Raw genomic sequence first — 21,402 nt, forward strand, 5'->3', positions numbered from 1 at the left:
CACATCGGCCGCACCTCACTAGTACAGCGTGTTAGAAAAACGCTAGCACACTGTACTAGTACGGCGTGCTAGTACAGTGAAGCGCTGGTCGAAGCGAAGGAGAGCGGAGCATGGATACACGCGAGAAGATCCTCCAGGCCGCTGCGGAGATGATCAGCGAGGACATGGCGGCGAAGCTGAGCGTGCGCGCGGTCGCCGCGCGTGCGGGAGTGAGCACCGGCTCGCTGAGGTTCCACTTCCCCACCCAGCGCGCCCTGCAGGACAGCTTGCTCGCGCGGATCTACGAACGCCTGCTGCCCGGCGACCCGATCCGGGACCGGACACTGCCGCCCCGCGAACGGCTGCTGAACTGCCTGCGGCAGGTTCTCGCACCGCTCGGCACCAACGAGGACGCGCGAACCGCCTGGGGCACGATGTATCGGGCCTTCATCGAACCCGAGCCGACCGAACAGGTACGCGCCGCATACCTCGGCCATGAGCGGGAGGCGGAGCGCCGAGTCGAACACTGGCTGACCGTGCTCGCCGAGGAAGGTGCGCTTCCCCCGGGAGACCACACCCGCAACGTCAGGTTCCTCCTCACCGTCCTCAACGGACTCTCGGTCGAACGCGCCCTGCCCACCCGCGAATCCGTCCTCATCGCCGAGACCGAGACCCTCGATGCCGCCGTCGACCACGTCCTCTCCACCGGCCCCGCACCACCCGCCGGGCCGACTCAACCGTGAACCGGACCAACCACCTCGCTCCAGGCACCCGAGAGGTAGCCGTTGCGTCATGGTTTTCAATGGGCCCACGGCGCGACCGCGCCGACTGCACCGGACGGTGAGGGAGACATCGGTCATGGCGTGGAGCACCCGGGAGATGGCGGAGCTGGCCGGCACCAGCCTCAGGGCCGTACGGCATTACCACGCCATCGGCCTGCTCGACGAGCCGGAGCGCCGCTCCAACGGTTACAAGCAGTACGGCGTCAGCCATCTCGTCCGACTCCTCCGGATCAAGCGCCTCGCCGCTCTGGGGTTCTCCCTCTCCCAGATCGCGGACATGCGTGACGGCCCGGATTCCGACCCGGACCCGCGTGATCTACGGGCTCTCGACGAGGAGTTGGCCGCCGCCATCGAACGCCTGCAACACGCCCGCGCCGAGGTCGGCGCCCTCATGCGCAGAACGGCCACGGCCGATCTTCCCCTCCGGCTCGCCTCCGTGGACGAGACAGCAGAGCTTGCTGACCCCGACCGCTCTTTCGTCACCGTCCTCGGTACGGTCCTCGGCCCCAGTGGGATGGACGCCTACGCGGACTTGCTCCATGAGGAGCCGCAGCCGGTGGCACGCGAATTCGACGAGCTTCCCGCCGATGCGGACGAGCAGGCGCGCCAGAGTCTCGCTGAGCGTCTCGTGCCTTACGTCCGAGGTCTCCGGGTCAAGCATCCCGGGCTGAACGACCTCGCCGCGGACGCCCCGCGCGGCCGGCAGCACACCGCTCGCACCATCGGCACAGCCATCACCGATCTCTACAATCCGGCCCAGGTCGACGTGATGCGGCGTCTGCACGCACTTCTGTCCGATACGGGCGACCCACGTTGACGGCGTCCGGGGAAGGTCGGTCCGCGCGGCAGGACGTGTCCTTCGCGGGCATCTCGCCCTCGACGAGGTAGCGCGTGGCGGTGTTCAGCGCGCAGGAGTCGTTGCCCAGGACGTACACGCCGTGCCCGTTGTCGTCGACGCTGACCAGCCGCGCCCGGTCACCGAACTTCTCGCGCAGCACCTTCCCGCCCCGAGGACGCCCTGCTGGTAGGCGGTGACGTCCTTGGGCCATGCGACGTCGTTGCAGGTGACGGAGAGGCTCGTCGCCTGCCAGGTCTGTGCCAGCTCGGGGTACCGCGTCTGCTTGAACAGGGGGCCGAACGTCAGGAGCCGGAAGATGCTGCCGTCGACGCTGGTGGCACACCGCAACTCGGTCGGAGCGGCTTGGGCCACGACGTCGTCGGGGCACTGGTCCCACTCCACCTGCGGCGTCCTGGGCTCCTCGGCGGCGGCGGACACCGTGGCCAGCGAGCCCCCCAGGCCGAGGACCGCCAGGCTCTGGCCGACACTGCCTCGTCGTTTCATGCCAAGTCTCCGCATGCCGGTTCGTGGTCGTGGTCGCGACCATCCCACTCCGTGCCCTTGGGGCAGGGTCAACAAGGGCCGGTGTGCCGGGCTCCGACCCGGCCCGACGGATTCCCGGCCGCCCGCGTCGTCACTTCGCTGGTCTGTGCAAGCGGTTCCTGATACGTACGGTGCGTACCGAGCGGACACACGTACGTGACCGCGCGTTCCCGAGTGCCGGAGGTCCGTCATGGGCAAGCGCTTCACGCGGCAGTACCTCGGCCCGGCGGCCCTGATCGTCCTGATCGCCACCGCCCTGCTCGGTGCGGGCCTGGCTCCCGCCGCTTCGGGGGGAGCGGGGAGTGGGCGCCCCGGCACCGATTCCGGCGCCGTAGCGGGGGCCACTTCCGGCAGCGGGTCCGCAACCGCCCCCACCACCGACGGTATACCTCGCCTCACCGACGCCCGTGGACGCACACTCACCCTGCGCGGCTGGAACGTCGAGGACAAGATCCACCACGGCCCGGACGCCCTCAGCGCGATCACCGAGCGGCACTTCGCCGACTTGCGGGCCCACGGCTTCAACTTCGCCCGCCTGCTGGTCTTCTGGGACGACCTTGAGCCGCGGCACGGGCGCTACAGCGAGTCGTACCTGCGCAAGATCGGGCGCATCCTCGACTGGGCGCACGAGCACGGCGTCCACGTCGTCATCGACGCCCACCAGGACGTGTTCGGGCCCGCGTTCGGCCACCGCGGGATCCCGGCGTGGGCGACGCGGACCGACGGGCTGCCGTTCACCCCGCACCCCGACGACTGGTTCGCCGAGTACTTCGAACCCGCCGTCCAGCGCGCCTTCACACATCTCTACGAGGACGCGGACCTGCGGCGTGCACAGGCCCGCATGTGGCGCCTGCTGGCGGACCGCTTCGGCGGGCACCCCGCGGTGTTCGGCTACGACCTGATCAACGAACCGATGGGGGAGCTGCGCGCGGGCGAGGACCTGGCGAGTGCCGCACGCCGCATCGAGGCGACGCAGCTCACCCCGATGTACCGCCGCCTCGCCGCCGCCATCCGCACCCGGGACCGCTCGAACCACCTGTTCATCGAGCCGACCCCGATCGTCGGCGAAGGCGTGCCCACCGGCCTGGGCCGCGTCCCCGACGAACGCGTCGTCTACGCCCCGCACTTCTACAACACCGCGATGGAGGCGGGCGCCGACTACGACCCGGCGGCCGGCTGGATCACGGCGTACGAGAACGCCGTCACCGCATACCCGCGCGAGCACTCGGTTCCCGTCGTGGTGGGCGAGTGGGGCCCGCTGAACAGCGGCCTGCCGAACATGCGCAGCTTCCACGACGACGCGCTCGCCTCCTTCGCCCGCTACTCCTCGGGCTGGGCTGCCTACGTCTGGTGCTACGGCGGCGGCTACTGCGCCCTCGACCGCGACGGCCGCTTGCGTACGAACAAGGAGCGCACTGTCACGCCGTACGCCCCGGCGGTCGCGGGCACCGTGCGCGCCGACACCCACGACCCGGCCCGCGCGACGTACCACCTCGCCTACCGGTCGACTCGCCGTGCCGGCACCACCGTGCTGTCCCTGCCGCCGAACCCCGCCGGCTGGCGGATCGAGGTGTCGGGCCGCACGGCACACCCCAGCGCCCGAAGTGTGCCGCCCGGGCAGGCACGACAGGTGCGCGTGTGGGCGTCCGACGGAACGGAGGTGCAGGTGACGGTGAGGCCGGGCTTCGGCCGCCGGGGCTGAGACCGGGGCGTCCTGGTGGAACTCGTCGCGGTCACGCGCGGTGGACCGTCCGCCGCGCGGCGGAAATCGTCGAACAGCTGCGCGCATCCCGGCACGGTGGTCTCGTGGACGACACGATCCTGGTCGTCACCGGAGTCGAGCCCTCTGGTGCTGCCTTGATGGCAGACCATGCGGTGATCTATGGGGCACTGTTACATGATCTGCGGTTATCCGTTATGACGGGTCAACTAGGTTGATTGTGTACTCGCCGCACAGCATGAATGGCGAGAGTGAACAGGACAGATCCCGGCATGGCGCCGCCCGACCAGCGGAGCCGTGCCGTGCGTGCGAACAGATCCATGACCGTGAAGGGGAACCACGTTATGCGTACCACCACCCGCCGCCGCAGCGCCCTGCGTACCGCCGCCGTTTCGGTCCTCGTCGGTACGGCGCTCCTGGCCCCGGCCGCGGCCGCGCTGGCGAGCGCGCCCGCCGCTGAGCAGCGCGCTGCTGTACGGAGTGTCGTCGCCGCCAAGCCCGTGAAGATCGATGTCGGTGCCGGAGTCACCATCACCGTCAAGGACGGCAAGCCGTACTACAACGGCAAGATCCTCAAGCCGGGCCAGACGGTCAACGACGGCATCTACCTGCACCTGAGCGGCGACGGCAAGCGCCTGTACAGCAAGACGCAGGGCGGTGGCACGCCGTACGCCATCTGGGACGTCGCGACCGGCAAGAGCCTCGGCACCCAGAAGAACAGCCCCACCGCCGCGGTGAAGCCCGCGCTGACAGCCAAGCCCTCGGCGGCCTCCGTGAAGGCATGGCAGGAGCTGCGCGTCAGCGGCAAGGCCACCGGCATCACGGCGGGCACCAAGGTCGGCCTGCAGCAGAAGCAGCGCGGCACGTGGAAGACGCTGCCCGCCTCCACGACCGTCGACAAGTCCGGCGCGTACAGCCTGCGCGTCAAGCTCGGCCTCAAGGGCAAGAACGAGCTGCGCATGAAGAGCGGCTCCACCCTGTCGCCCGTCTTCACGGTGACGGTCCGCTGACACCGGGGGAGGCTCCACGAGAGCGGCGGCCAGCGCTACGAGAGTCTCCAGCCGGTCACCGGGGCGGGGTTCACCTTGATGATGCCGTCACGGCCCGCCTGCTCCGTGACGCGGACCAGGACAGCGATGGCGTTCTTCACCGTCGAGGACATGGTCCTATCCCAGGGCGTCCAACTTCACCGAGTACAGCACCCTGTCCTCCTCGCCCTCGGTGAGGCTCCAGAGTTCGTTGGTGGCGTACCAGAGGGACAGATCCTGCGGGCGGTACGACCAGTCCTTGCGTGCCTTGAGCGTCCAGTCCGCCGTGGCCCCGCCGACACCGGCCGTGGAGAAGCGGCGGTTGGCCACGGATCCCTTGGACATGTTGAAGTGCAGTGTGTCGCCGTTGGCCTGGACCCCCTGGACGTCGCTGATCGCGTCGCCGGTGTTCTGGGGGACGGTGGACTTCCAGCCTTGTACGGGCGTCCTGTTCAGCCGGTAGTCGTCGCCGAACCGATAGCGGTAGACCTCGGTGCCGACATGACTGCCCGTAGTCGACGAGGACCTGTAGTTGCCGCCGACCAGGCTGGCGCCGCCCGCACTGTTGCGGTCCAGCGAGACGTAGTCGAAGGAGGCGCCGCCGGAGACGTAGTGCCGTACCTCCGGCAGTACGTACTGGTAGTCGCCGCCGCCTCCGTCCTTCTTCTTGTAGATCTTGCGGGTGTCGAACACGCGGACGCCGGCCTTGCCCGCGTCGGGGCCCGGCTGGCCCTCCCAGTTGGAGGTGCTGGACATGAACAAGTACGGGCCGTACCAGGCCAGTCCGCCGCCGTGCCCGTAGATCCGCCGCTGCACGCCCGCTTCGTCCACCCACACAGGGAGCACGAAGCGGTACTTCATGTCGTCCAGGTTGACGAAGGCGAGCTTCACCGAGTTGTGGCGGTAGTCCTTCTTGGGCGGCGGAGGGTTCTCGGGGTCCGTCACCGGGTCCTGCTTGGTGTTCTGCCACGTCCAACTGACTATCGCGGCACGGTTGTTTCCGGTGACAGGAATGCCGCTCAGCTGTGCTTCGCCGGAGGTGGCGAGGCCCTGTGGCACCCAGGGCATCAGGTGTGCGTTCTCCGCGCCCTGCTTGCCCTGCATCACGGTGTCCCAGCAGTACGCCGCGCTGGTCGGCAGGGTCGGTTGTGGCAGCGCGTCGGCACGTGCCGCGCACTCCGGATCGCCGCTTCCCAGCATCGCGGTGCGATCGGTGCCGGACAGCGCTCCGTTGATCCCCACGGGCGTGTACTCGGCAGCAGGCGGGGTCTGGTACGGGTTCGTCTTCTCGGTCAGTGCGTAGTGGTCGCCCGAGACGTTCAGGCTCACCAGCGGTGGCCGGGGTAGCGGGGCCGCCGCCGCGGGAACCGCTGTGAGCACGGCCATCACTGTGCCGCCGAACACGAAGAACTGCTTCCTCACATGCCACCCCGTCAGTCACTTCGAAGAATTCGAAACCCCGTGCGAGATTAGCAGTGGCGCGGCATCGCCCTTCACCTGTGCGCCACAGGCACACGCCCGTGTCGCAGCGGCAGGAGTCCGCCGGGTCCGCTGCGGACCTTCAAGAGCCGGTGGCTCAAGAAGGCCAAATCATGATCGCGTCATGAAGGCGAACGGCGCTCCTCCGACGGTCAGGTCAGAACGGCAGGTTGGGAACGAGACAGAGCACCGAGCCCGCCAGTGGGAGGAGCCCCACCGCCGTGAGCAGCAGGGTGCGCAGGACGAAGGCGGCCGTGAGGTGGCGGCTGGCACGAGTAGGTCGCTCGGGGTCGTACACGAGATCAACCCGGCCGGTGATCGCTTTGTTCGAGAAGTCCCAGATGGACACGGTGGACGGAACGTCCCGCATCGGCCGCCCGTCGACGGTGGTGAAGTTCAGCTTGGAGAAGATCCAGAGGTGGGCTCCCTTGGACCAGATGCGCACGTAGCCGTCGGCCTGGCCGACCACGCCGATACCGCGTCGGCGCAGCAGCCACAGGGAGCGCGCTCGGCGGGCCATCCGCCAAAGCGCGATCCCCCCGATCAGGCCGAGGACACCGGCGACGCTCAGCGAGAAGGCGGCCAATCCGTCCTCCAGCGGGCTCGCCCACCCCAGCGACGACAGCAGCAGCGTGTAACCCGCCAGGAGCAGGCCGACCCGTACCGCCCGCCTGCCGCCGGATCCCAGCGCGTACGACCGCGGAGCCCGCGTGCGCACCTGTATCAGCGCATGGCCGTCCCCTGCCGGCGCCGTGGTGGCCAGGGCAGCCGTCAGCCGCCCCAAGAAGGCTTCTGTAGAGCGGGAGTTGGCGCCGGGCAGCTCCACGACACGGCCCAGACCATGCCGGGCACGACCGGGGTCCCCGCTGATGGCGACACGGACGGTGTTACCGGCGATCACCTCCGCGGACGTGATCGCGCGGATAGGCAGCGTCCACGTCCTGCGCCCGCGTACGACCAGCAACCGCTGACCGTCGAAGCGGGCCGTTGTGCCACCGCCTACCAGTACTGTTTCCGGTGCGTTCGTCATGGATCTCCGATTGGGCATGGGCGGATGCTACGGGCTCAGCGCCCGGGTGCCCCAGTGATCGGAGCCCTCGATCAGCGGCTCCGCACCGCGCTCAACGAGGCCGCGGGGCGCGCTCGTCCGGGGGGAGAGACGACTGCTGGCCCGGGAAGACGCCGGCGGTCTGTACGGCTCAGAATCGTCACTCCGTACAGACCACTGCTCACCCCGTACCGAGAGCTGTTCTGGACGCGCGTCAGGGCCGGATACCTCCCTGTCCGCCGTCCCCGCCACGGCGTTGTCATCGACCATGCGGCGAGTTACGCCTGTGCGGCCCCGATTCGCTGGTTCGTCCTACTCGGGAATGACCGCTACCGCGTCAATTTCCACGAGTGCGCCCGGCCGGGCGTGTCCTGCGGTGGAAACGACCGTGATGGCTGTGCGGTGATCGCCCCACACTGATCGCGACGCCGCGTACCCCACCTGTGCGTCGACTCCATCGACGAGGTAGATGTTGAGCTTGGCGACATGCTCGGGACCGGTGCCCGCGGCGGCGAGCACCGCCAGCACGTTGCGCATGGCCTGCACGGTCTGCGCCTCGATACCGTCGAGCAGGTTTCCGGTGCTGTCGGTGCCGAGCTGGCCACCGACATGGAGTGTCCGCGCAGCGGGTGTGATCACACCTTGCGTGAAGGCAGGGTTGTGGTGGAGTTCTTCGGGGTCGATGTGGGTCGTCTTCGCGGTCATGAGGGGTTGCTCCCTGGGGGTGCCGGGTTTCGTGTGCAGGTGAAGGTCGCGCAGCAGGCAGACCTCGGACAAGTGGTGGATGAGTTCGCGGTGGATGTGCAGCACCAGGTCGGCCATGGGCATCTCGGGGAAGGGTTCCTTCGCCCCGACCGGGGCCCGCAGCCCGGCCTCACCAAGGCCGCGCACCCCGGCCAGCCACACGTCGAGCTGGGCTTGGAGCTGGTCGAGCGCGGTGGCCGCGCTGCCGGCGTACTCCCATGTCTCGTAGGACGCTGCCGGTGCGCCGAAGTGCGCCGCGTTGCGCGCGGCGAGCACGCCGACGATCACGTGGCCGAGCCGCCAGGCGATCGTGGTGAAGGCCGCGGGGACCGGCTGGGGAAAGGCGTAGTCCATCGTGAAGTCGCCCGCACCGAGCTGCACGGGCGCCGTCGAGCCGCCGCGCGGCCGCACACTCCAGGCGTCCGGCACCGGTGACCAGAAGTACTCGTCGTCGGTGAGGCCCTCAAGCCGGGCGCGCAGCTGATGGTTCCAGTGGAACTCCAACTGCTCGCGCAGCGTTCGGTTCACATCGAGTTCGTTTGCGTCCATGCAGGCACCGTGACACCTCTGGCGGACAGGATCGGTCCGCTATCCCTGACAGCATGGATGACATGGATACGGCAAGCGGTGGCGGACGAGGGACGACGGAGCGAGTGCTCGCGCTGCTCGGGTTGTTGCAGCAGCGCCAGGTCTGGACCGGCCCCGAACTCGCCGACCGGCTCGGGGTCACAGCCCGCACGGTACGGCGTGACGTCGAGCGGTTGCGGGCCCTCGGCTATCCGGTGCATGCCGGCCAAGGCGTCGGCGGCGGCTACCGGCTCGGCCCGGGGAAGGACCTGCCGCCGCTGCTTCTGGACGACCAGGAGGCCATCGCCACCGCCCTCTCGCTGCTGATCGGCGCGCGCGGCGCAGTCGCCGGTTCCGGCGATGCCGCGCTACGGGCGCTGACCAAGCTCGACCAGACGCTGCCCACCCGGCTGCGCCAGGAGGTGCGCGCGCTCACCGGCTCCGTGGAGTCCTTCCACGCAGGCCGCACGCCGGTCGACGCCGAGGTGCTCATGACGCTCGCCAGAGCCTGCCGCGATCAGGTCGAGGCAGGCTTCGACTACCCGTCCGGGAACGAAAGGCGACGGCGGCGCGTCGAGCCCTATCGGCTGGTCGCCTCCGACCGACGCTGGTATCTCTTCGCCTACGACCTCGACCGCGCCGACTGGCGCAGCTTCCGCGTCGACCGGATCACCGAGGCGTCCGCACGAACCTGGCGCTTCCGGCCGCGCCCGGCGCCTGATGCGGTGACATACGTGCAAGAGGGCGTGGCGAGCCGGGTCTACCCGCACCAGGCGCGCTTCCTCGTGCACGCATCCGCCGATACGGTGCGCGCGCAGCTGTCGGCATCCTCTGCCGTCGTACGACAGCGCGGAGACCAGCTGTGCGAGGTACTCAGCGGCGCCGAACGCCTCGACGCCGTACTCATGCACGTACTCCTCCTGGGACACGCCTTCGAGATACTCGACCCTCCAGAACTCGGGGCGCGCTGCCGCGCATTGGCGCAGAGCCTGCTGGCGGCCGGCGCAACGATCCCCTCGGCGCCGGACACGCCAGAGCGATGAGCCGCGAGCACGCCGGCACCGAGGTACTCGAACTCGACCAGCTACGGCGGTGGCACGGGCAGCATCGGCTCGATCAGCGACCACGGTTCATCCGACACGATCCGCGGCCGCGGCTGAAGGCGACGGCACCCTCGGCCGTCCAACAGATCCGCGACGACACCGACCAGGGCGTCCGCGCCCCAGTCGGCCGTGCTCACACTCTAGAGAAGGTGTAGTCTCCGGCCTTTGCGGTCACTGGGGGGACAATGACACAGCAGAACCGGGCATCGTGCGCGGGCGTATCAGAGCGGGGCTGGCGTGGCAGGCTCGTGCCGGTCCCCCGCCCGGCGGGGGAGCCCGCGTTCCTGACTCTTCGTTCAGGGGGACCGTTCAGCTACTTCTCCGCCACCGGAGCGATCGAAACCCGCGACCTCAGCGCCCGCGACGCCTCGATCGGAATCTCCACCTTCGGTTCCGAGTCATACCCCTTCATCCTCCCCGCCGAGTACACCCATGTGCTCGTGACGCGCCCAGGCGCGTCGGGCGTTGCCCGCTGGTACCTACGCACTCTGCCCGAGGAGGAGATCGGTGTCCTTGCCCTCTCCGGCGAGACGCGCGGCACCGGCCCCACACTTCTGCGCTGGGCGGGACCGTGCCGAACGTTCGCCTTCACTCTGGAGGGGAACGAGAACTGGACTCACCTGGTGTGCATGGACACCGGCGGCCGACCAATGTCGGCGAAGCAGGAGGGGGGCCTGCGGGGGCGTATCACCCTTCCAGTACCTGGCTTCGTCATGGTCCGCTCGGCCGGCCCCTGGGTCCTGCAACCGACGTGACACCGGCGATCGGCAGCTCGATCACCCGTCAAGGAGCAAGGAGCAAGGAGCGGTGAAGCACCATCCGTGTCTCCTGCCGGGCACTCGCCCCGTTGCTCGCAGCACGTTCGGCAGGCGGACGGCACCCGATTACCGGGCTGCGCCCGCCCGTCTTCAGCAAGTTGGTGCCCGCGCCGCGTCGTGAGGGTGCCGACTTGTCGGCCGGCCGCTGCCGGGCAACAGCAACGACTGCCGGGCCCGGTTGCGCGACTGCCGCCTGAGAGGCGACGGCGTGCGCCACGCAATGTACGGCGTCGCCTGCCTGGCAGTCTCGGAGGGGCTCAGTCGAGGCAGAACTCGTTGCCCTCAGGGTCCTGCATCACGATGCAGGACTCGTTCTCGCCGTCGGCACGCATCGTTCGCACATGTACCGCGCCGAGAGCGATCAGTCGGGCGCACTCGGCCTCAAGTGTGGCAAGGCGCTCCTCACCCACGAGCCCGGTACCGGCTCGCACATCGAGATGCAGCCGGTTCTTCACGACCTTGCCTTCGGGAACTCGCTGGAAGAGAAGCCGCGGACCCACACCCGAGGGATCACTGCACGCGAAGTAGATCACCTGCTCCTCGGGCGGCAGCGAGCGGTGGTACTCCTCCCACGTGACAAAACCCTCCGGGACCGGCGGTACGACGTACCCCAGCACCTCACACCAGAAGGCGGCTAGGCGCGCCGGTTCAGCGCAGTCGAAGGTCACTTGAAACTGCTTGATCGTTGACATCGGCGCACCCTACCAAGGGCTTCCGCCTCGATCATCTGCATGGCCCCGCGATCTGCCTTACTGCCTCCAGGTATCGGCGGTACGTGTACCCCAACGTGCCCCGGCACCGGCGCAAGGAAGGCACGCGATCCGGCAGGATGGCCCCATGCCCCGCACCCCGATACGCCCCGCACAGCCCTTCGACGAGAAGTGGATCGCCCAGGCCCTCAACGGTTTCATCGAAGGTTCCGGACACTGGGGACCCGGCACGCTCACCGCGTTCACCGAGGTCGGCGACTACTTGACCGGGAGCGGTGAGGAGGCGCCCGCGCGACACCGGGGCTGGAACTGGTACCGGTTCATCGGTCGGTGCGGCGCCGTGGCCCTGCGGGCGAGCTCCTTCCACGTGCAGGACCATCTGCGCGCGGTCCAGCTGGCGATGCTGGAGATATGGGCGGAAACTCCCTTTGCCGACCCGGAGGCTCGCGCCCGGATGCGGACGGGCGTCCTCGAACTCGCCGACAAGGACACGTGGGCCGCTCGGACCCACGACGGTGCGGTGGTCGCTCTGCACGGGCTCGGCGCCGGCCGGGACGAGCAGCGCTTCGTCGAGTTGCGTACCGGCACCGCCCAGCCGTCGGCACCAGGCCTGATCACGGCCACCGAGCCGGTGCCCGAGGCCGGTTGGGACACACCTGGCCGGCTGCGGCGCCTCGTGCACCTCGTACGGGAGAAGGGCCCCGCGCCCTGGGACCGCGCGGCGGCCGCGGTGCTCGCCGAACGGACCGGGCTGAGCCGGGCCGGAGCCGCGCTGCTGCTCGCCGGAATACCCGATGTGAAGTACGGGTACCGGGGACTCGATGCCGAGGCGCGCAAGGTGATGGGGCTCAAGCAGTCCGAAGCCGAGGCCGGTGAGCGGGAGTTGGCGGTCCTGCGGGTGGCCGAGCGCCTCGACCTGCTGGCCGACGCTCTGCCCGCTGACCCCGAACAGCTGTGGCTGGAGGGCGGGCAGCTGGCGCTCGCCGAGCGGATCGCCGAGGCCTGGCGCAGGCAGCAGGGCGTACGCCCCGCCGTGCCGGAGTCGACGCTCGCGGTCGCCGCCGAGCACAGCGATGTACGGATGGCCCCGGCAGCCGTGTGCGCCGTGTTCGCCGATCCCGCGCGCGAGCCGCGGCTGACCCGCGACCCGGACACCCGGCTGCGGGTGAACAGCATCAGCGGCGGCGGATGGGAGGGCGACGAGGGTTTCCGTTTCCGAGAGCTCCTCGCCGTGGTCTGCGACGCCGTCGACTGGGTGTACGCCGAGCTTCCCGAAGGAGATCCCGTACGCCGGGGTGTCCCCGAGACCGTACGGCTGCTGCGGGAACGTCTGGCCCACCCGGAGTTGCTGCTCTCCGCCCGCGGCCGCAGCCTGCGCGGCCGCACCGTTGCGGAACTGCTGCCGGGCTTCCCCGGGGCCCTGCCCTACTTGGACGCCGCCGAGCCGCTTGCCCATCCCACGCTGGACGACGGTCTGGTCGTCGTGTCCGAGGCAGGGTTCGACCGGCGCGGTGAGCGCGAGGCGCCCAGCGTGTACTTCCGGCCCGGCCGCTACGGGGCCGACGAGCGCTCGCGGCGCCTGGAGACCATGGTCGACGTGGAGGACTCGCATCTGGCGCTGGTCCGCCGGGTGCGCGGTCCCGAGTTCGACAGGATCGTGCAGCGCATAACCGAGGGGGCTCTGCCGCCGTGCGGCTACGAGTCCGATCCGCGGCTGTCCGCACCAGAGGTGGTCGAGGAGGCGGTCGCCACCACCGGTCTGGATACGGACGCCGCCACTCTGTATCTGCAACTGCTCGCTCTGCCCGCGCCCACTGACCGCCGTATCCGCCGCTTCAACCGGTGGACTCCCGCGCACCACAAAGCGGTTGCGGCCGCACTCGTCGAGGTCGGTCTGGCGGTCGCCGACCGCAGAGCCCGGGCCGGGCGCGGGGTATTCCTGCCCGGCGACTGGGCGGGCGGGGACAAGTTCTACCCTCCGATGGAGACCTGGAAGGCTGAGCTGCTCGGGGTCCGGGTCATCGGGCACAAGGTCCGCTCCCGGCCCGTCGCCGGCCCCCTGCCCGAACTCTTCGCCCGGGCCTGGCGGACGCGTTCCCACGGCAATCGGGGCGCGGGGTGCTGAACCGATCGTGGTTGTGGGTGAGACGAGTGACGCAACCGCCGGGGCCGCACCGTGCCGGGGGGCCGAGCGGGGCGGGCCGCCCACCGACTAGCATCGCCGAGTTCGTGCCACCCACCGGACCGGGCATCGCGGCACGGCGTACAGGGGAGCTGACACGGCATGAGAACGAAGAGCGCGGCGGCGTGGGCGGTAGCGGTGCTGATGCTCGGCACGGCCGTCGGCGGCTGCGCCGAGCAAGCCGAGCAATCGGACAGGGGACCGTCCGGCAGCGGCGCGAAGCACACGAAGTCCCCCCGCGAACCCGAGAACAAGCCTGATTCCCGGGTCGTCGAGAACGACGACGACCACACCGTCCTCGAACTGTCCGACGGCCGGCAGGTGTCCCTCCGCTTCACTCGCCGCGGCCTGGAGGCACAGCATCGCCGCGCCTCTGACGACGCCTGGTCCGCCCGGAAGACGGTCTATGAGACCGGCACCAAACCGTGTCAGGGCATCAGGGCAAAGGCGTACCGGGACACCGTGTGGCTCGCGGCCGGCTTCGGCCAGTACTGCAGGGACGGCGAAGAACCGCAAGAGGTGATCGCGGCCATCGCCACCGGGGACCTCTCCTCCTGGACCACCAACCCGACCAAAAGCTACATGTACTGGCCGAAGGCCCGCATCAGCGACGGTGGGGCCCGAGTGGACTTCGTTTATCCCAGCAGCGTGCAAACCACCACGCTGACCTGGCGCAAAGGCTCCGGATTCGCCGAGGTGGCCACGGAGTACAAGCCCATCCACCCCTGGTTCGTGGGCCGGTGGCGAGCCACGGACGGCAGCCAGCAGCTGACCGTCCACCAGGTCAAGCCGGGCAGACTCGCACGCGTGGTCATCGAGACCCGCACCGGCCCGCGATGCAAGGGAAGCGCCACTGTCACCGGCATCGACCAGCACGGCCTGTACATGAACAACTTCAAGCTCGAACAGGGCACCAGGACCGTCAACTGCCCGCTGGACGAGCTCAAGTACGACTTCGACGTGAAGTCCTCGGACGGCCCGCTGCGCCTACGCAAGATCGGCAACCGCCCGAAGACCGTCCTTACCTATGAGCGGGCGGGCTGACGTACGACTGCGCACGAGGGGCGGCGGCGTGGTCGGGTCTCTGCCGTGTGGGTGGAGGAGGCGACGCTGAAGGGGTCGTGGAGCGGGGAGTTGGAGGCGCGGGAGGCGGCGGCCCGGGCCCGGGCGGAGACGCTCGAAGCGGAGCTCGCCCGGCTGCCGGCCCGTCTGGGACCAAGTGGGCGGCCTCCGAAGCGGGGACCTGGCGTTGGTGCGGCCTCCGCAGCGACGGGTGCGTAACCCTTCCCACGTCAAGGCGTTCTACCGGTCAACGTCATTGATTCGGTGCGGTGAAGACCGACCAGACCCTGTCTCCCCCTCGTTGCACTCCGGTGAGCGGCGCACATGCTGGGCGGAACAGGGCCGAAATACGGGGAGCGGCCACGTGCGCGTCGTCGGCGCCAAGCTCGGCACCAACTGCCTTCACCGCAACCGGAGTTGTCGCGCATGGACGCGTAGGCTTCCAGCCCTCGTTCGCGGTGTCCTCGCGGTCTTCGGTGCCTTCCTGCTGCTCTCCTGTTCGGGGCAGAGCCCGGACACGGGCTCGGATCGTCCGCCGGTGTCGTCGCTGAAGAAGGTGGGCGCGGCGGTCGAGCGGGCCAGAGTTCTGCACTGGTCGGCCTCGTGGCGGCACGACGACCGGTTTCCGGAGAGGTCGTCGCCGGGTGCCCCCGCGTCGACAGGCGTCACCGCCGACCTGCGCGCCATGGGGAGCGGTGACGTGTTCGGCACCGTGACCGCCGACGGTCATGAGGCGCAGGTCGTGTCGGTCGCGGGCGCGGCACTGTTCGCGAAGGCAGATCGCGTGATGCTGCACATGCTGGGTGTCGAGGAAGCCAAGGCGCACGCCGGCCGCTGGGTCGAGATCCGCCGGCCGGCCCGTACCCGCGACGTGCTCGGCCTGAAGCTGGACTGGCTCGCCCCCTCCCCGCTCGGCACGGCCCTGACGTCCGCGGCACATGGCAACGGCAGTGCCAAGGGCGGTACACCGCCGGTGCCGTCCGCCACTGCGGCGCCGTCCTCCGCTGCCGAGCGGTTCCCGCGACCGGACGGGGTGCCCGGCGACGCCGCGCCTGTCGCCGTCGCCGGGGATGAGCACACCGGGGCCGGCACCTACTGGGTCGCGGCCGGGGCACCGCACCGGCTGCTCGGCTACTCGGGGCTCGACGCCCGGCACGACAGTGACGCCGAGTCCTACGAATACATGCTCGACACGGCGGCGGTGGAACTCTCGGTGCGCAAGGAGAGCGCGGCGACCGCGCGCGACACCTACGCGGCCATGCGCTCGGCGATCCGCTCCCTGCCGTCCGTCGTGCCGATCAGCGCCGAGCCGACCGACGAAGAGGTCTCGCACACCGTCGATGAGGCGTGCCGGGCGCTGTGCCACACCGCCACCGTGACCCTCGGCCTGACGAACCGCATGCCGCGTGAGTCGGTCGCCGCCCGGTACGCACTCGACCTCACGGCTGTGATGCACAAAGACGAGGATGGCTACCGGCTCGGCGATCCGCTGTACAGGGACGTCGGCTCGTGCACCGTCCGGCTGCCCACCGCCAAACCGGGCGCCACCGTCCGGCGCGGCTGCACGATCGGTGGGGCCGAGCTGCGGAAGGCAGTCGAGGCGGCGGGCGAATGGCACGGATTCGTACAACTGACCTTGCAGACCAAGGCGACCCGGCAGGTCGACGGCATCACTGGGCCCAGCCGCTCGAAGGGCCTGTTGAAGAAACTCGGCTCCCACGCCGACAACGCCCTCGGCGCGAGCTGACCAGAGTGGCACGCCGCGAGCCGCAGGTCGCGAGCCGTAAGCCGTGAGTCGCAAGCTGCGAGTCGTTGAGCCGTATCCCGGCCGCGGTCGTTGAGGCGCCCGACGAAACTGCCCCCATGCGGCGCCATCTGAGGAGGAACCATGGCATCCGCCGTACAAGAAGACGATCCGGTCGACCGGCCGCAACACGGCGACCGGACGGCGACAGAACAGACGTCACCGTACGAGCCCCAGCCCCAGCCCGAGCCGGAGCACGAGCTCGGTCCCCGGCCCTACGTATGTCTCATGACAGCCGTGGGGGCGATCGGCGCCGCTGCCGCGGGCATCGCCCTCCTGCTCGGTCTCTCCACGGCTCCGGCGCTGCCGTTTCCCGTCGACGTACCGACTCCACCGGGGCTGACGGACCTCCCGAGCGGCTTGCCGACTGATCTGCCGACCACTCTGCCCACCGGCTTTCCGGCCGGTCCTGGGGCCGACGTTCCCGTGCCGCCGCCGACGCGCTTGCCGACCTCCGTGCCGAGCCTTCCCACCTCGTACCCCAGCCTGCCCGACCTCCCGCAGATCGGCGGTGCCTCATGACCGCGCGCCCCGAAGCCTCGCCCCCCGTGCCACCCCTGCCGTCCCTACCGCCCAAACCGGCCGAGCCGCCCAGGTACGCCCCCCGGGCGGGGTTGGTGGGCGCGATCACCGTGGCGCTGGTGCTGACCGGTATGTACATGGCCGCCCAGTTCATCTCCTGGACGGCACCCGAACCCACCTCGCGTTCGGCCTTCTTGAAGGTTTTCCTGCTGCCGGAGCCGACGCCCTTCCGTGTGACACGGATCCTGCTCCCCGTCGGGTGGGGCGTCGCAGCCCTGCTCGGCCTCATGCTGCTGCTCACCCGACCCGGCGCCACACCGGCGGCGCAGCACACGTCCGGCACACGGGAGGCACGTCACACGTCCGGCACGTCCGAGGCCCGCCACGCGACGGGTATGCGGTCCGAGCGGACCGTACGGGCCTGCCAGTGGGGCATTCTCGGCGCTCTGCTCCTGCCCTTCGCGGTCATGCCGCTGGCCGGTATGGGCGGCAACGCGCCGCAGTTGCTGCTCTGCCTGCCCTTCACGCCGGCGGCGCTGCTCCTCGTGCACCGCGTGCAGCTCTACCGGCGGATGCCCGGATGGCTGCTGCTGGCCGGCTTCGGGTGGGGAGCGCTGATCGGGGGCGGGTTCGGCCTGGTCACGATCACGTGCATGCAGCGGTCCGTACCCGGTTACTTCATGTCCGGCTCGTGGGAGCACCCATTGGACGGCTTCCGCGAGCTCTACACGCTGTTTCCCCTAGGTACAGCCGTCATGACCGAATGCGGAAAGACCGCCGGAGTCGTGGTGCTCTTCCTGCTCTTCCGTCGCCACATCGACGGGGTGGTGTCCGGAACGGTCCTCGGCGCCGCGGTCGGGCTCGGCTTCAACCTCACGGAGACCGTGCACCACCTGGGTCTCGTCAACTCCGCACACCACTACAGCCAGCTCTGGGACCGGCAGGTCGTCGGGCTCCTGGCGGCCCACGCGACGTTCACCGCGCTCGCGGGCGCCGGGATCGGCGCGGCCCGCTGGCTGCCGGCCCGCAGGGACCGGATGCTCACCGTCGGAGGCGGACTCATGGCCGCCATCGGCGCGCACTTCGGCACGGACGTGCTTCTCATGCGGCTCGATGGACATAGGGCGCGGTGGTACCCCGACGAAACCGTGGGGCTGCTCGTCGGCATCCCGGTGATGACGGTCCTCACCTCGGGCGTCTTCGTGGCGCTGTGCGTACTGATCCTGCGCCGCGGCCTGAAGGCCCAAGCCGCGGGCGTGGCTCACGCATTGCACGCCGAGGCCGCGTCCGGCCGCGGCGCGGTCACCGGGCCGGAGATCGACCTGCTGCTCCGCCCGCGCCGCCGCCTTCTGCTGGAGCTGCGGGTGTGGCGGCGTGACGGCGTCGCGGGACTCCGCCATCTCGTGCGGTTCCAGCAGGCACAGCTCGACCTCGCCACCCAGCGCTGGCACCGTCGACGGCCCGGCGCCGACATCTTCATCCCGTCCGCGGAGCATCTTCGGGCAGTCGTGGCGGAGTTGCAGGGCATGCCCACCTCCGAACCGTCCCCGCTGCCCGCCCGGGAGGCACTGTCGTGACCGGTCCCCGTATCGCGCGGCACTCCGCCCTGGCCGCCGCCACCGCCATCCTCGTCCTCGGCACGCCTTCGCCCGCTTCGGCGCAGTGCGCGGCTCCCACCTACCACGGCGGGCTGCCCCTGCACATCGGTGAGTGCCCCGAGGCGATCGCCGGTGGCGCGGTGGCCGGTGCGTGGGCCCTCGCCGTCCTCACCGCGGGGCTGTGGTGCGCCTTCGCGTGCTCCCGCTCGCGGGCCGAAACGGAGGCCGACCTGGCCGTGATCGACGAGATCTTCACCCAGGCCGTGGCCGAGCACCCTGTGCGGGACGACGCGGACGACGCGGACCACATGGACGACGCGGACCACATGGACGACGCGGACCATATGGACGACGTGAGCGGCAGGGAGCCGGCCCCGGGTGCGACCGCCTCGACGGAATGCGACGCGGACCCGCGCACGGCCACCCGCCGCCCACACGAGGGGCCCTAGATGCCGAGGCTCAGCCGGCCTTCGCCGTCACGCCGCCCCCTGCGCGGCCCGCTGTCGTGCGGGCAGGCCTGGACACAAGGGCTGACGGCGCTGTTGCTGGCGCTTCTCGCGTCGCTCTGCGCGGTCCCGGTGAGCACGGCGGGCGACGAACGACCGGGCACGGCGGACGAGAAACGGCCGAGCGGGAGCGGCGACAAACGGCCGGCCGGGGCCGCCCAGGGGAAGGACCTGTCGAAGTCGCAGGGGAACCCGCTGCTGAGGCCGGCCCTGCGGCCCATCGCGGAGCTGCGCTTCCTGCTGTGGGAAGTGCGCAACTCCTCACTGGCCGTGGCCTTGGACCGGCGCGACAAGGACGTGGCCTTCGACGCGAACCGGAACGGGGCGGTCGTCTTCCTCGATCCCACGCGCCTCACCGACGTACAGATCCAGCGCCTCATGGGTGAGGCCGCCCTGACCATCGAGGGCGACAGGGTGTGGCGGTCCTCGCCCGTCGCACTCGCCGACGTACGGCGTCACCTGGAGCCATCTGTCGTCCGGCGACTGCATGCCAAAGGTGTGACCCATCTCTTCGGTCTGGGCGCGCTGAACGTCGCACGGTCACTCCATTCCGAACAGCTCATCCAGGAGCGGCTGGACGACCTCGGCATCGGCGACGAGGCCGTCGTCCTGGGCGCTTCGGAACGTCAGCAGTGCGAGATGTGCGCTCCCTTGTACTCCAAGGCCACGCCGCTCGTCTACGGGCGCCGATACGGCCTCACGGTGGAGGAGTTCCGGCGCCTGGACAGAGCCGTCGCACAGGCGCGGAAGGCAGCCGCACACCTGGCTCCCGAGGCGCGCGCGATGAGGATCGAAGAGGTGAAGAAGCCCTTCAAGGAAGAACGACGCACACGCAGTGACGAAGCCTACGAACAGTTGCAGATCGACCTGGAGGGGGAGAACGGGGTGAGGAAGGTACTGGAGAAGGAACGCGGCCCCCTGCTCGCCACGATCTTCGCCCGCCCCGAAGACTGCCCGGCTCCGGCTCCGGGTGCCCGCTCGGACCGGGGCGCGGCGCCCATCGGCCCGGCCGGACGGCCGCTCGTCCTCGCGGCGGCCGTCCGAGCCGCCGATCCGTGCGCCGCGACGCAGGACACCTCAGGGAGCCGGTCCTCGGAACAGGCGGGCACCGGCCTGGGCAGCATGCTCGCCGCCCCCGGCATGGCAACGGGCGGCATCGACTTCTCCAGCATGGAGCTGCGCCATCTCGCGGACCCCGGCGACGGAAGCGGTCTGCGGTATTCGTTCAGTGCCGACTTCGATCCGCTGCGGGGCGACGCGCGCACCAGCACCGGACGCGCGGTGGCCTCCCAGAGCTCCGACGCGTTCTTCGTATGGCTCTCCCTCAATCCCGCGGACTTCTGGGTCAACCTCCACCCGGACCAGCCTGACCGCATCGTCGACCACCGACTGGGCCGCACGGACGCCGGACGTGTCCTGCTGGAGGCCGACCTGGAGATGAAGAAGACCGTGGGCCGCCTCATCCACCCGCACACCGCGCTCGGCAAACGGTTCTGGAACGGCATCCGGGGCGACTGCATGGCGTCCCGCATGTGGATCGTCCCCGCCCCCGCGTCCGTATACGAGGACGGCGACAAGCTCTACATCCTCGACGCGCCCCTCGACGTCAAGGTGGAGACGGAGCACGACGCGGCCTCCGCGAGGTCCGGCGACACCCCGACCTGCCCGCACCAGGATCAGGCCATTGAGGAGCACAACGAACAGCTGGACCGCGCCCTCGTCCTGCCCAAGCTCAGAAAGGCCATCAACACCGCTCCTGAATACGCCGCCCTGCGCCGCGTCTACCTCGCCCGGGTGGCCGCCGAGTGGTATCGCGAACTGAGCACCACGAAGGACACCTCGTACGGCGAACTGGTGAACTCGGGTGACATCACCGACTGGCAAATCACCGGCGATTGGACACCACGGCACACCTTCGACAAGTTCCGCGCCTCTTACACGAAGGGCGAGTTCAAGGTCACGGACCGGTCCACCAGCGCCGGCACGACATACGTCAGGCGGTACGCGTACGGAGGAGTCGACCTCACCAGGGTTCCTCTCCGCCAGGAGTCGGACGGCGCGTTCGGAGCGGAGTTCGGCACACTTCCCGAGCAGGTGGAGCGCTCCCTCCGTGTCCCTGCCGCCACCGGCAGCGAAGGCACGCTATGGGTGGGCGCCCCCACTCCCCGTGAGGCAGCCACCGGCCGTGGAGCGCCAGCGGACTCTGAGTTCGCGGGCACTTGGGCGGTCCGTCTGCTTCCGCTGCTGCTCGTCCCCCTGGCCCTGTCGCTGTGGCGCCGCCGACGCTTGCGCACCCGTACGACGAGCCCGTTGCGCCGCGCGGCGACAGGCGGCCCGCGCAGACGCCCCTGATCCGTTACGCACGGGCC

The 21,402-nt window shown here is 70.0% G+C and carries 20 protein-coding genes; 14 read left to right on the forward strand and 6 right to left on the reverse strand.

Features of this window, described 5'->3' with window-relative positions; all coding sequences use genetic code 11:
• The first annotated feature begins 110 nt into the window (after window positions 1-110).
• Both ACF062_RS17915 and ACF062_RS17920 read left to right on the forward strand, forming a co-directional pair.
• Window positions 111-722: a TetR/AcrR family transcriptional regulator gene (locus ACF062_RS17915; protein WP_392139160.1), complete on the forward strand. Its 612-nt coding sequence runs from the start codon at window positions 111-113 to the stop codon at window positions 720-722.
• 115 nt (window positions 723-837) lie between these two features.
• Window positions 838-1,578 carry a MerR family transcriptional regulator gene (locus tag ACF062_RS17920; protein ID WP_392139162.1) on the forward strand — a complete coding sequence of 247 codons (741 nt, stop codon included), beginning with the start codon at window positions 838-840 and terminating at the stop codon, window positions 1,576-1,578.
• Here the strand turns inward: ACF062_RS17920 and ACF062_RS17925 are convergent.
• Together ACF062_RS17925 and ACF062_RS17930 are read right to left on the reverse strand one after the other, a co-directional pair.
• Window positions 1,496-1,759 carry an alpha/beta hydrolase gene (locus ACF062_RS17925; RefSeq protein ID WP_392139163.1) on the reverse strand — a complete coding sequence of 88 codons (264 nt, stop codon included), beginning with the start codon at window positions 1,757-1,759 and terminating at the stop codon, window positions 1,496-1,498. The two genes, ACF062_RS17920 and ACF062_RS17925, sit on opposite strands and share 83 nt — an antisense overlap.
• On the reverse strand, window positions 1,663-2,103 hold the full coding sequence (locus tag ACF062_RS17930; RefSeq protein WP_392140278.1) for a hypothetical protein: 441 nt from the start codon (window positions 2,101-2,103) through the stop codon (window positions 1,663-1,665). Before ACF062_RS17930 ends, ACF062_RS17925 begins: the two co-directional genes overlap by 97 nt.
• A 229-nt stretch (window positions 2,104-2,332) precedes the next feature.
• Between ACF062_RS17930 and ACF062_RS17935 the strand changes: the two genes are divergently transcribed.
• The 3 genes from ACF062_RS17935 to ACF062_RS17945 all read left to right on the forward strand — a co-directional run bounded on the left by ACF062_RS17935 (window position 2,333) and on the right by ACF062_RS17945 (window position 4,872).
• A complete protein-coding gene (locus ACF062_RS17935) occupies window positions 2,333-3,844 on the forward strand; it encodes a cellulase family glycosylhydrolase (RefSeq protein WP_392139165.1) in 1,512 nt (503 codons plus the stop codon).
• A 104-nt stretch (window positions 3,845-3,948) separates the two neighbouring features.
• Window positions 3,949-4,080 carry a hypothetical protein gene (locus tag ACF062_RS17940; RefSeq protein WP_392139167.1) on the forward strand — a complete coding sequence of 44 codons (132 nt, stop codon included), beginning with the start codon at window positions 3,949-3,951 and terminating at the stop codon, window positions 4,078-4,080.
• A 126-nt stretch (window positions 4,081-4,206) separates the two neighbouring features.
• Complete coding sequence (locus ACF062_RS17945) at window positions 4,207-4,872, forward strand: hypothetical protein (RefSeq protein WP_392139169.1); 666 nt, start codon at window positions 4,207-4,209, stop codon at window positions 4,870-4,872.
• Between the two features lie 156 nt (window positions 4,873-5,028).
• Here the strand turns inward: ACF062_RS17945 and ACF062_RS17950 are convergent, their stop codons facing one another.
• The 3 genes from ACF062_RS17950 to ACF062_RS17960 all read right to left on the reverse strand — a co-directional run bounded on the left by ACF062_RS17950 (window position 5,029) and on the right by ACF062_RS17960 (window position 8,710).
• On the reverse strand, window positions 5,029-6,312 hold the full coding sequence (locus tag ACF062_RS17950) for a hypothetical protein (RefSeq protein ID WP_392139171.1): 1,284 nt from the start codon (window positions 6,310-6,312) through the stop codon (window positions 5,029-5,031).
• 214 nt (window positions 6,313-6,526) lie between these two features.
• On the reverse strand, window positions 6,527-7,417 hold the full coding sequence (locus ACF062_RS17955) for a hypothetical protein (RefSeq protein ID WP_392139173.1): 891 nt from the start codon (window positions 7,415-7,417) through the stop codon (window positions 6,527-6,529).
• 312 nt (window positions 7,418-7,729) lie between these two features.
• Complete coding sequence (locus ACF062_RS17960) at window positions 7,730-8,710, reverse strand: DinB family protein (protein ID WP_392139174.1); 981 nt, start codon at window positions 8,708-8,710, stop codon at window positions 7,730-7,732.
• Window positions 8,711-8,772: 62 nt separating this feature from the next.
• Here ACF062_RS17960 and ACF062_RS17965 point away from each other — a divergent pair, with 62 nt between their 5' ends.
• Entirely contained in the window at window positions 8,773-9,771 is a 999-nt protein-coding gene (locus ACF062_RS17965; RefSeq protein ID WP_392139176.1) for a helix-turn-helix transcriptional regulator, read from the forward strand.
• A gap of 245 nt (window positions 9,772-10,016) precedes the next feature.
• The gene (locus ACF062_RS17970; protein ID WP_392139178.1) at window positions 10,017-10,586 is read left to right on the forward strand and encodes a hypothetical protein; all 570 of its coding nucleotides are present in this window, start codon (window positions 10,017-10,019) and stop codon (window positions 10,584-10,586) included.
• Between the two features lie 320 nt (window positions 10,587-10,906).
• On the opposite strand, the gene ACF062_RS17975 is transcribed toward ACF062_RS17970, so the two are convergent.
• Entirely contained in the window at window positions 10,907-11,341 is a 435-nt protein-coding gene (locus ACF062_RS17975; protein ID WP_392139180.1) for a VOC family protein, read from the reverse strand.
• Between the two features lie 145 nt (window positions 11,342-11,486).
• Between ACF062_RS17975 and ACF062_RS17980 the strand changes: the two genes are divergently transcribed.
• The 7 genes from ACF062_RS17980 to ACF062_RS18010 all read left to right on the forward strand — a co-directional run bounded on the left by ACF062_RS17980 (window position 11,487) and on the right by ACF062_RS18010 (window position 21,385).
• Entirely contained in the window at window positions 11,487-13,484 is a 1,998-nt protein-coding gene (locus ACF062_RS17980) for a hypothetical protein (RefSeq protein ID WP_392139182.1), read from the forward strand.
• Between the two features lie 159 nt (window positions 13,485-13,643).
• Window positions 13,644-14,585 (forward strand): hypothetical protein, encoded by a 942-nt coding sequence (locus tag ACF062_RS17985; RefSeq protein ID WP_392139184.1) that lies wholly within the window; start codon window positions 13,644-13,646, stop codon window positions 14,583-14,585.
• A 556-nt stretch (window positions 14,586-15,141) separates the two neighbouring features.
• On the forward strand, window positions 15,142-16,350 hold the full coding sequence (locus tag ACF062_RS17990) for a hypothetical protein (RefSeq protein ID WP_392139186.1): 1,209 nt from the start codon (window positions 15,142-15,144) through the stop codon (window positions 16,348-16,350).
• A 285-nt stretch (window positions 16,351-16,635) separates the two neighbouring features.
• Window positions 16,636-16,929 (forward strand): hypothetical protein, encoded by a 294-nt coding sequence (locus ACF062_RS17995; RefSeq protein WP_392139188.1) that lies wholly within the window; start codon window positions 16,636-16,638, stop codon window positions 16,927-16,929.
• Between the two features lie 95 nt (window positions 16,930-17,024).
• Window positions 17,025-18,506 carry a PrsW family glutamic-type intramembrane protease gene (locus tag ACF062_RS18000; RefSeq protein ID WP_392139190.1) on the forward strand — a complete coding sequence of 494 codons (1,482 nt, stop codon included), beginning with the start codon at window positions 17,025-17,027 and terminating at the stop codon, window positions 18,504-18,506.
• Window positions 18,503-18,976 carry a hypothetical protein gene (locus ACF062_RS18005; RefSeq protein WP_392139192.1) on the forward strand — a complete coding sequence of 158 codons (474 nt, stop codon included), beginning with the start codon at window positions 18,503-18,505 and terminating at the stop codon, window positions 18,974-18,976. Before ACF062_RS18000 ends, ACF062_RS18005 begins: the two co-directional genes overlap by 4 nt.
• Entirely contained in the window at window positions 18,977-21,385 is a 2,409-nt protein-coding gene (locus ACF062_RS18010; protein WP_392139194.1) for a hypothetical protein, read from the forward strand.
• Window positions 21,386-21,402 lie beyond the last annotated feature (17 nt).

It is taken from the genome of Streptomyces sp. NPDC015345 (assembly GCF_043078805.1).
Taxonomy (GTDB): domain Bacteria; phylum Actinomycetota; class Actinomycetes; order Streptomycetales; family Streptomycetaceae; genus Streptomyces.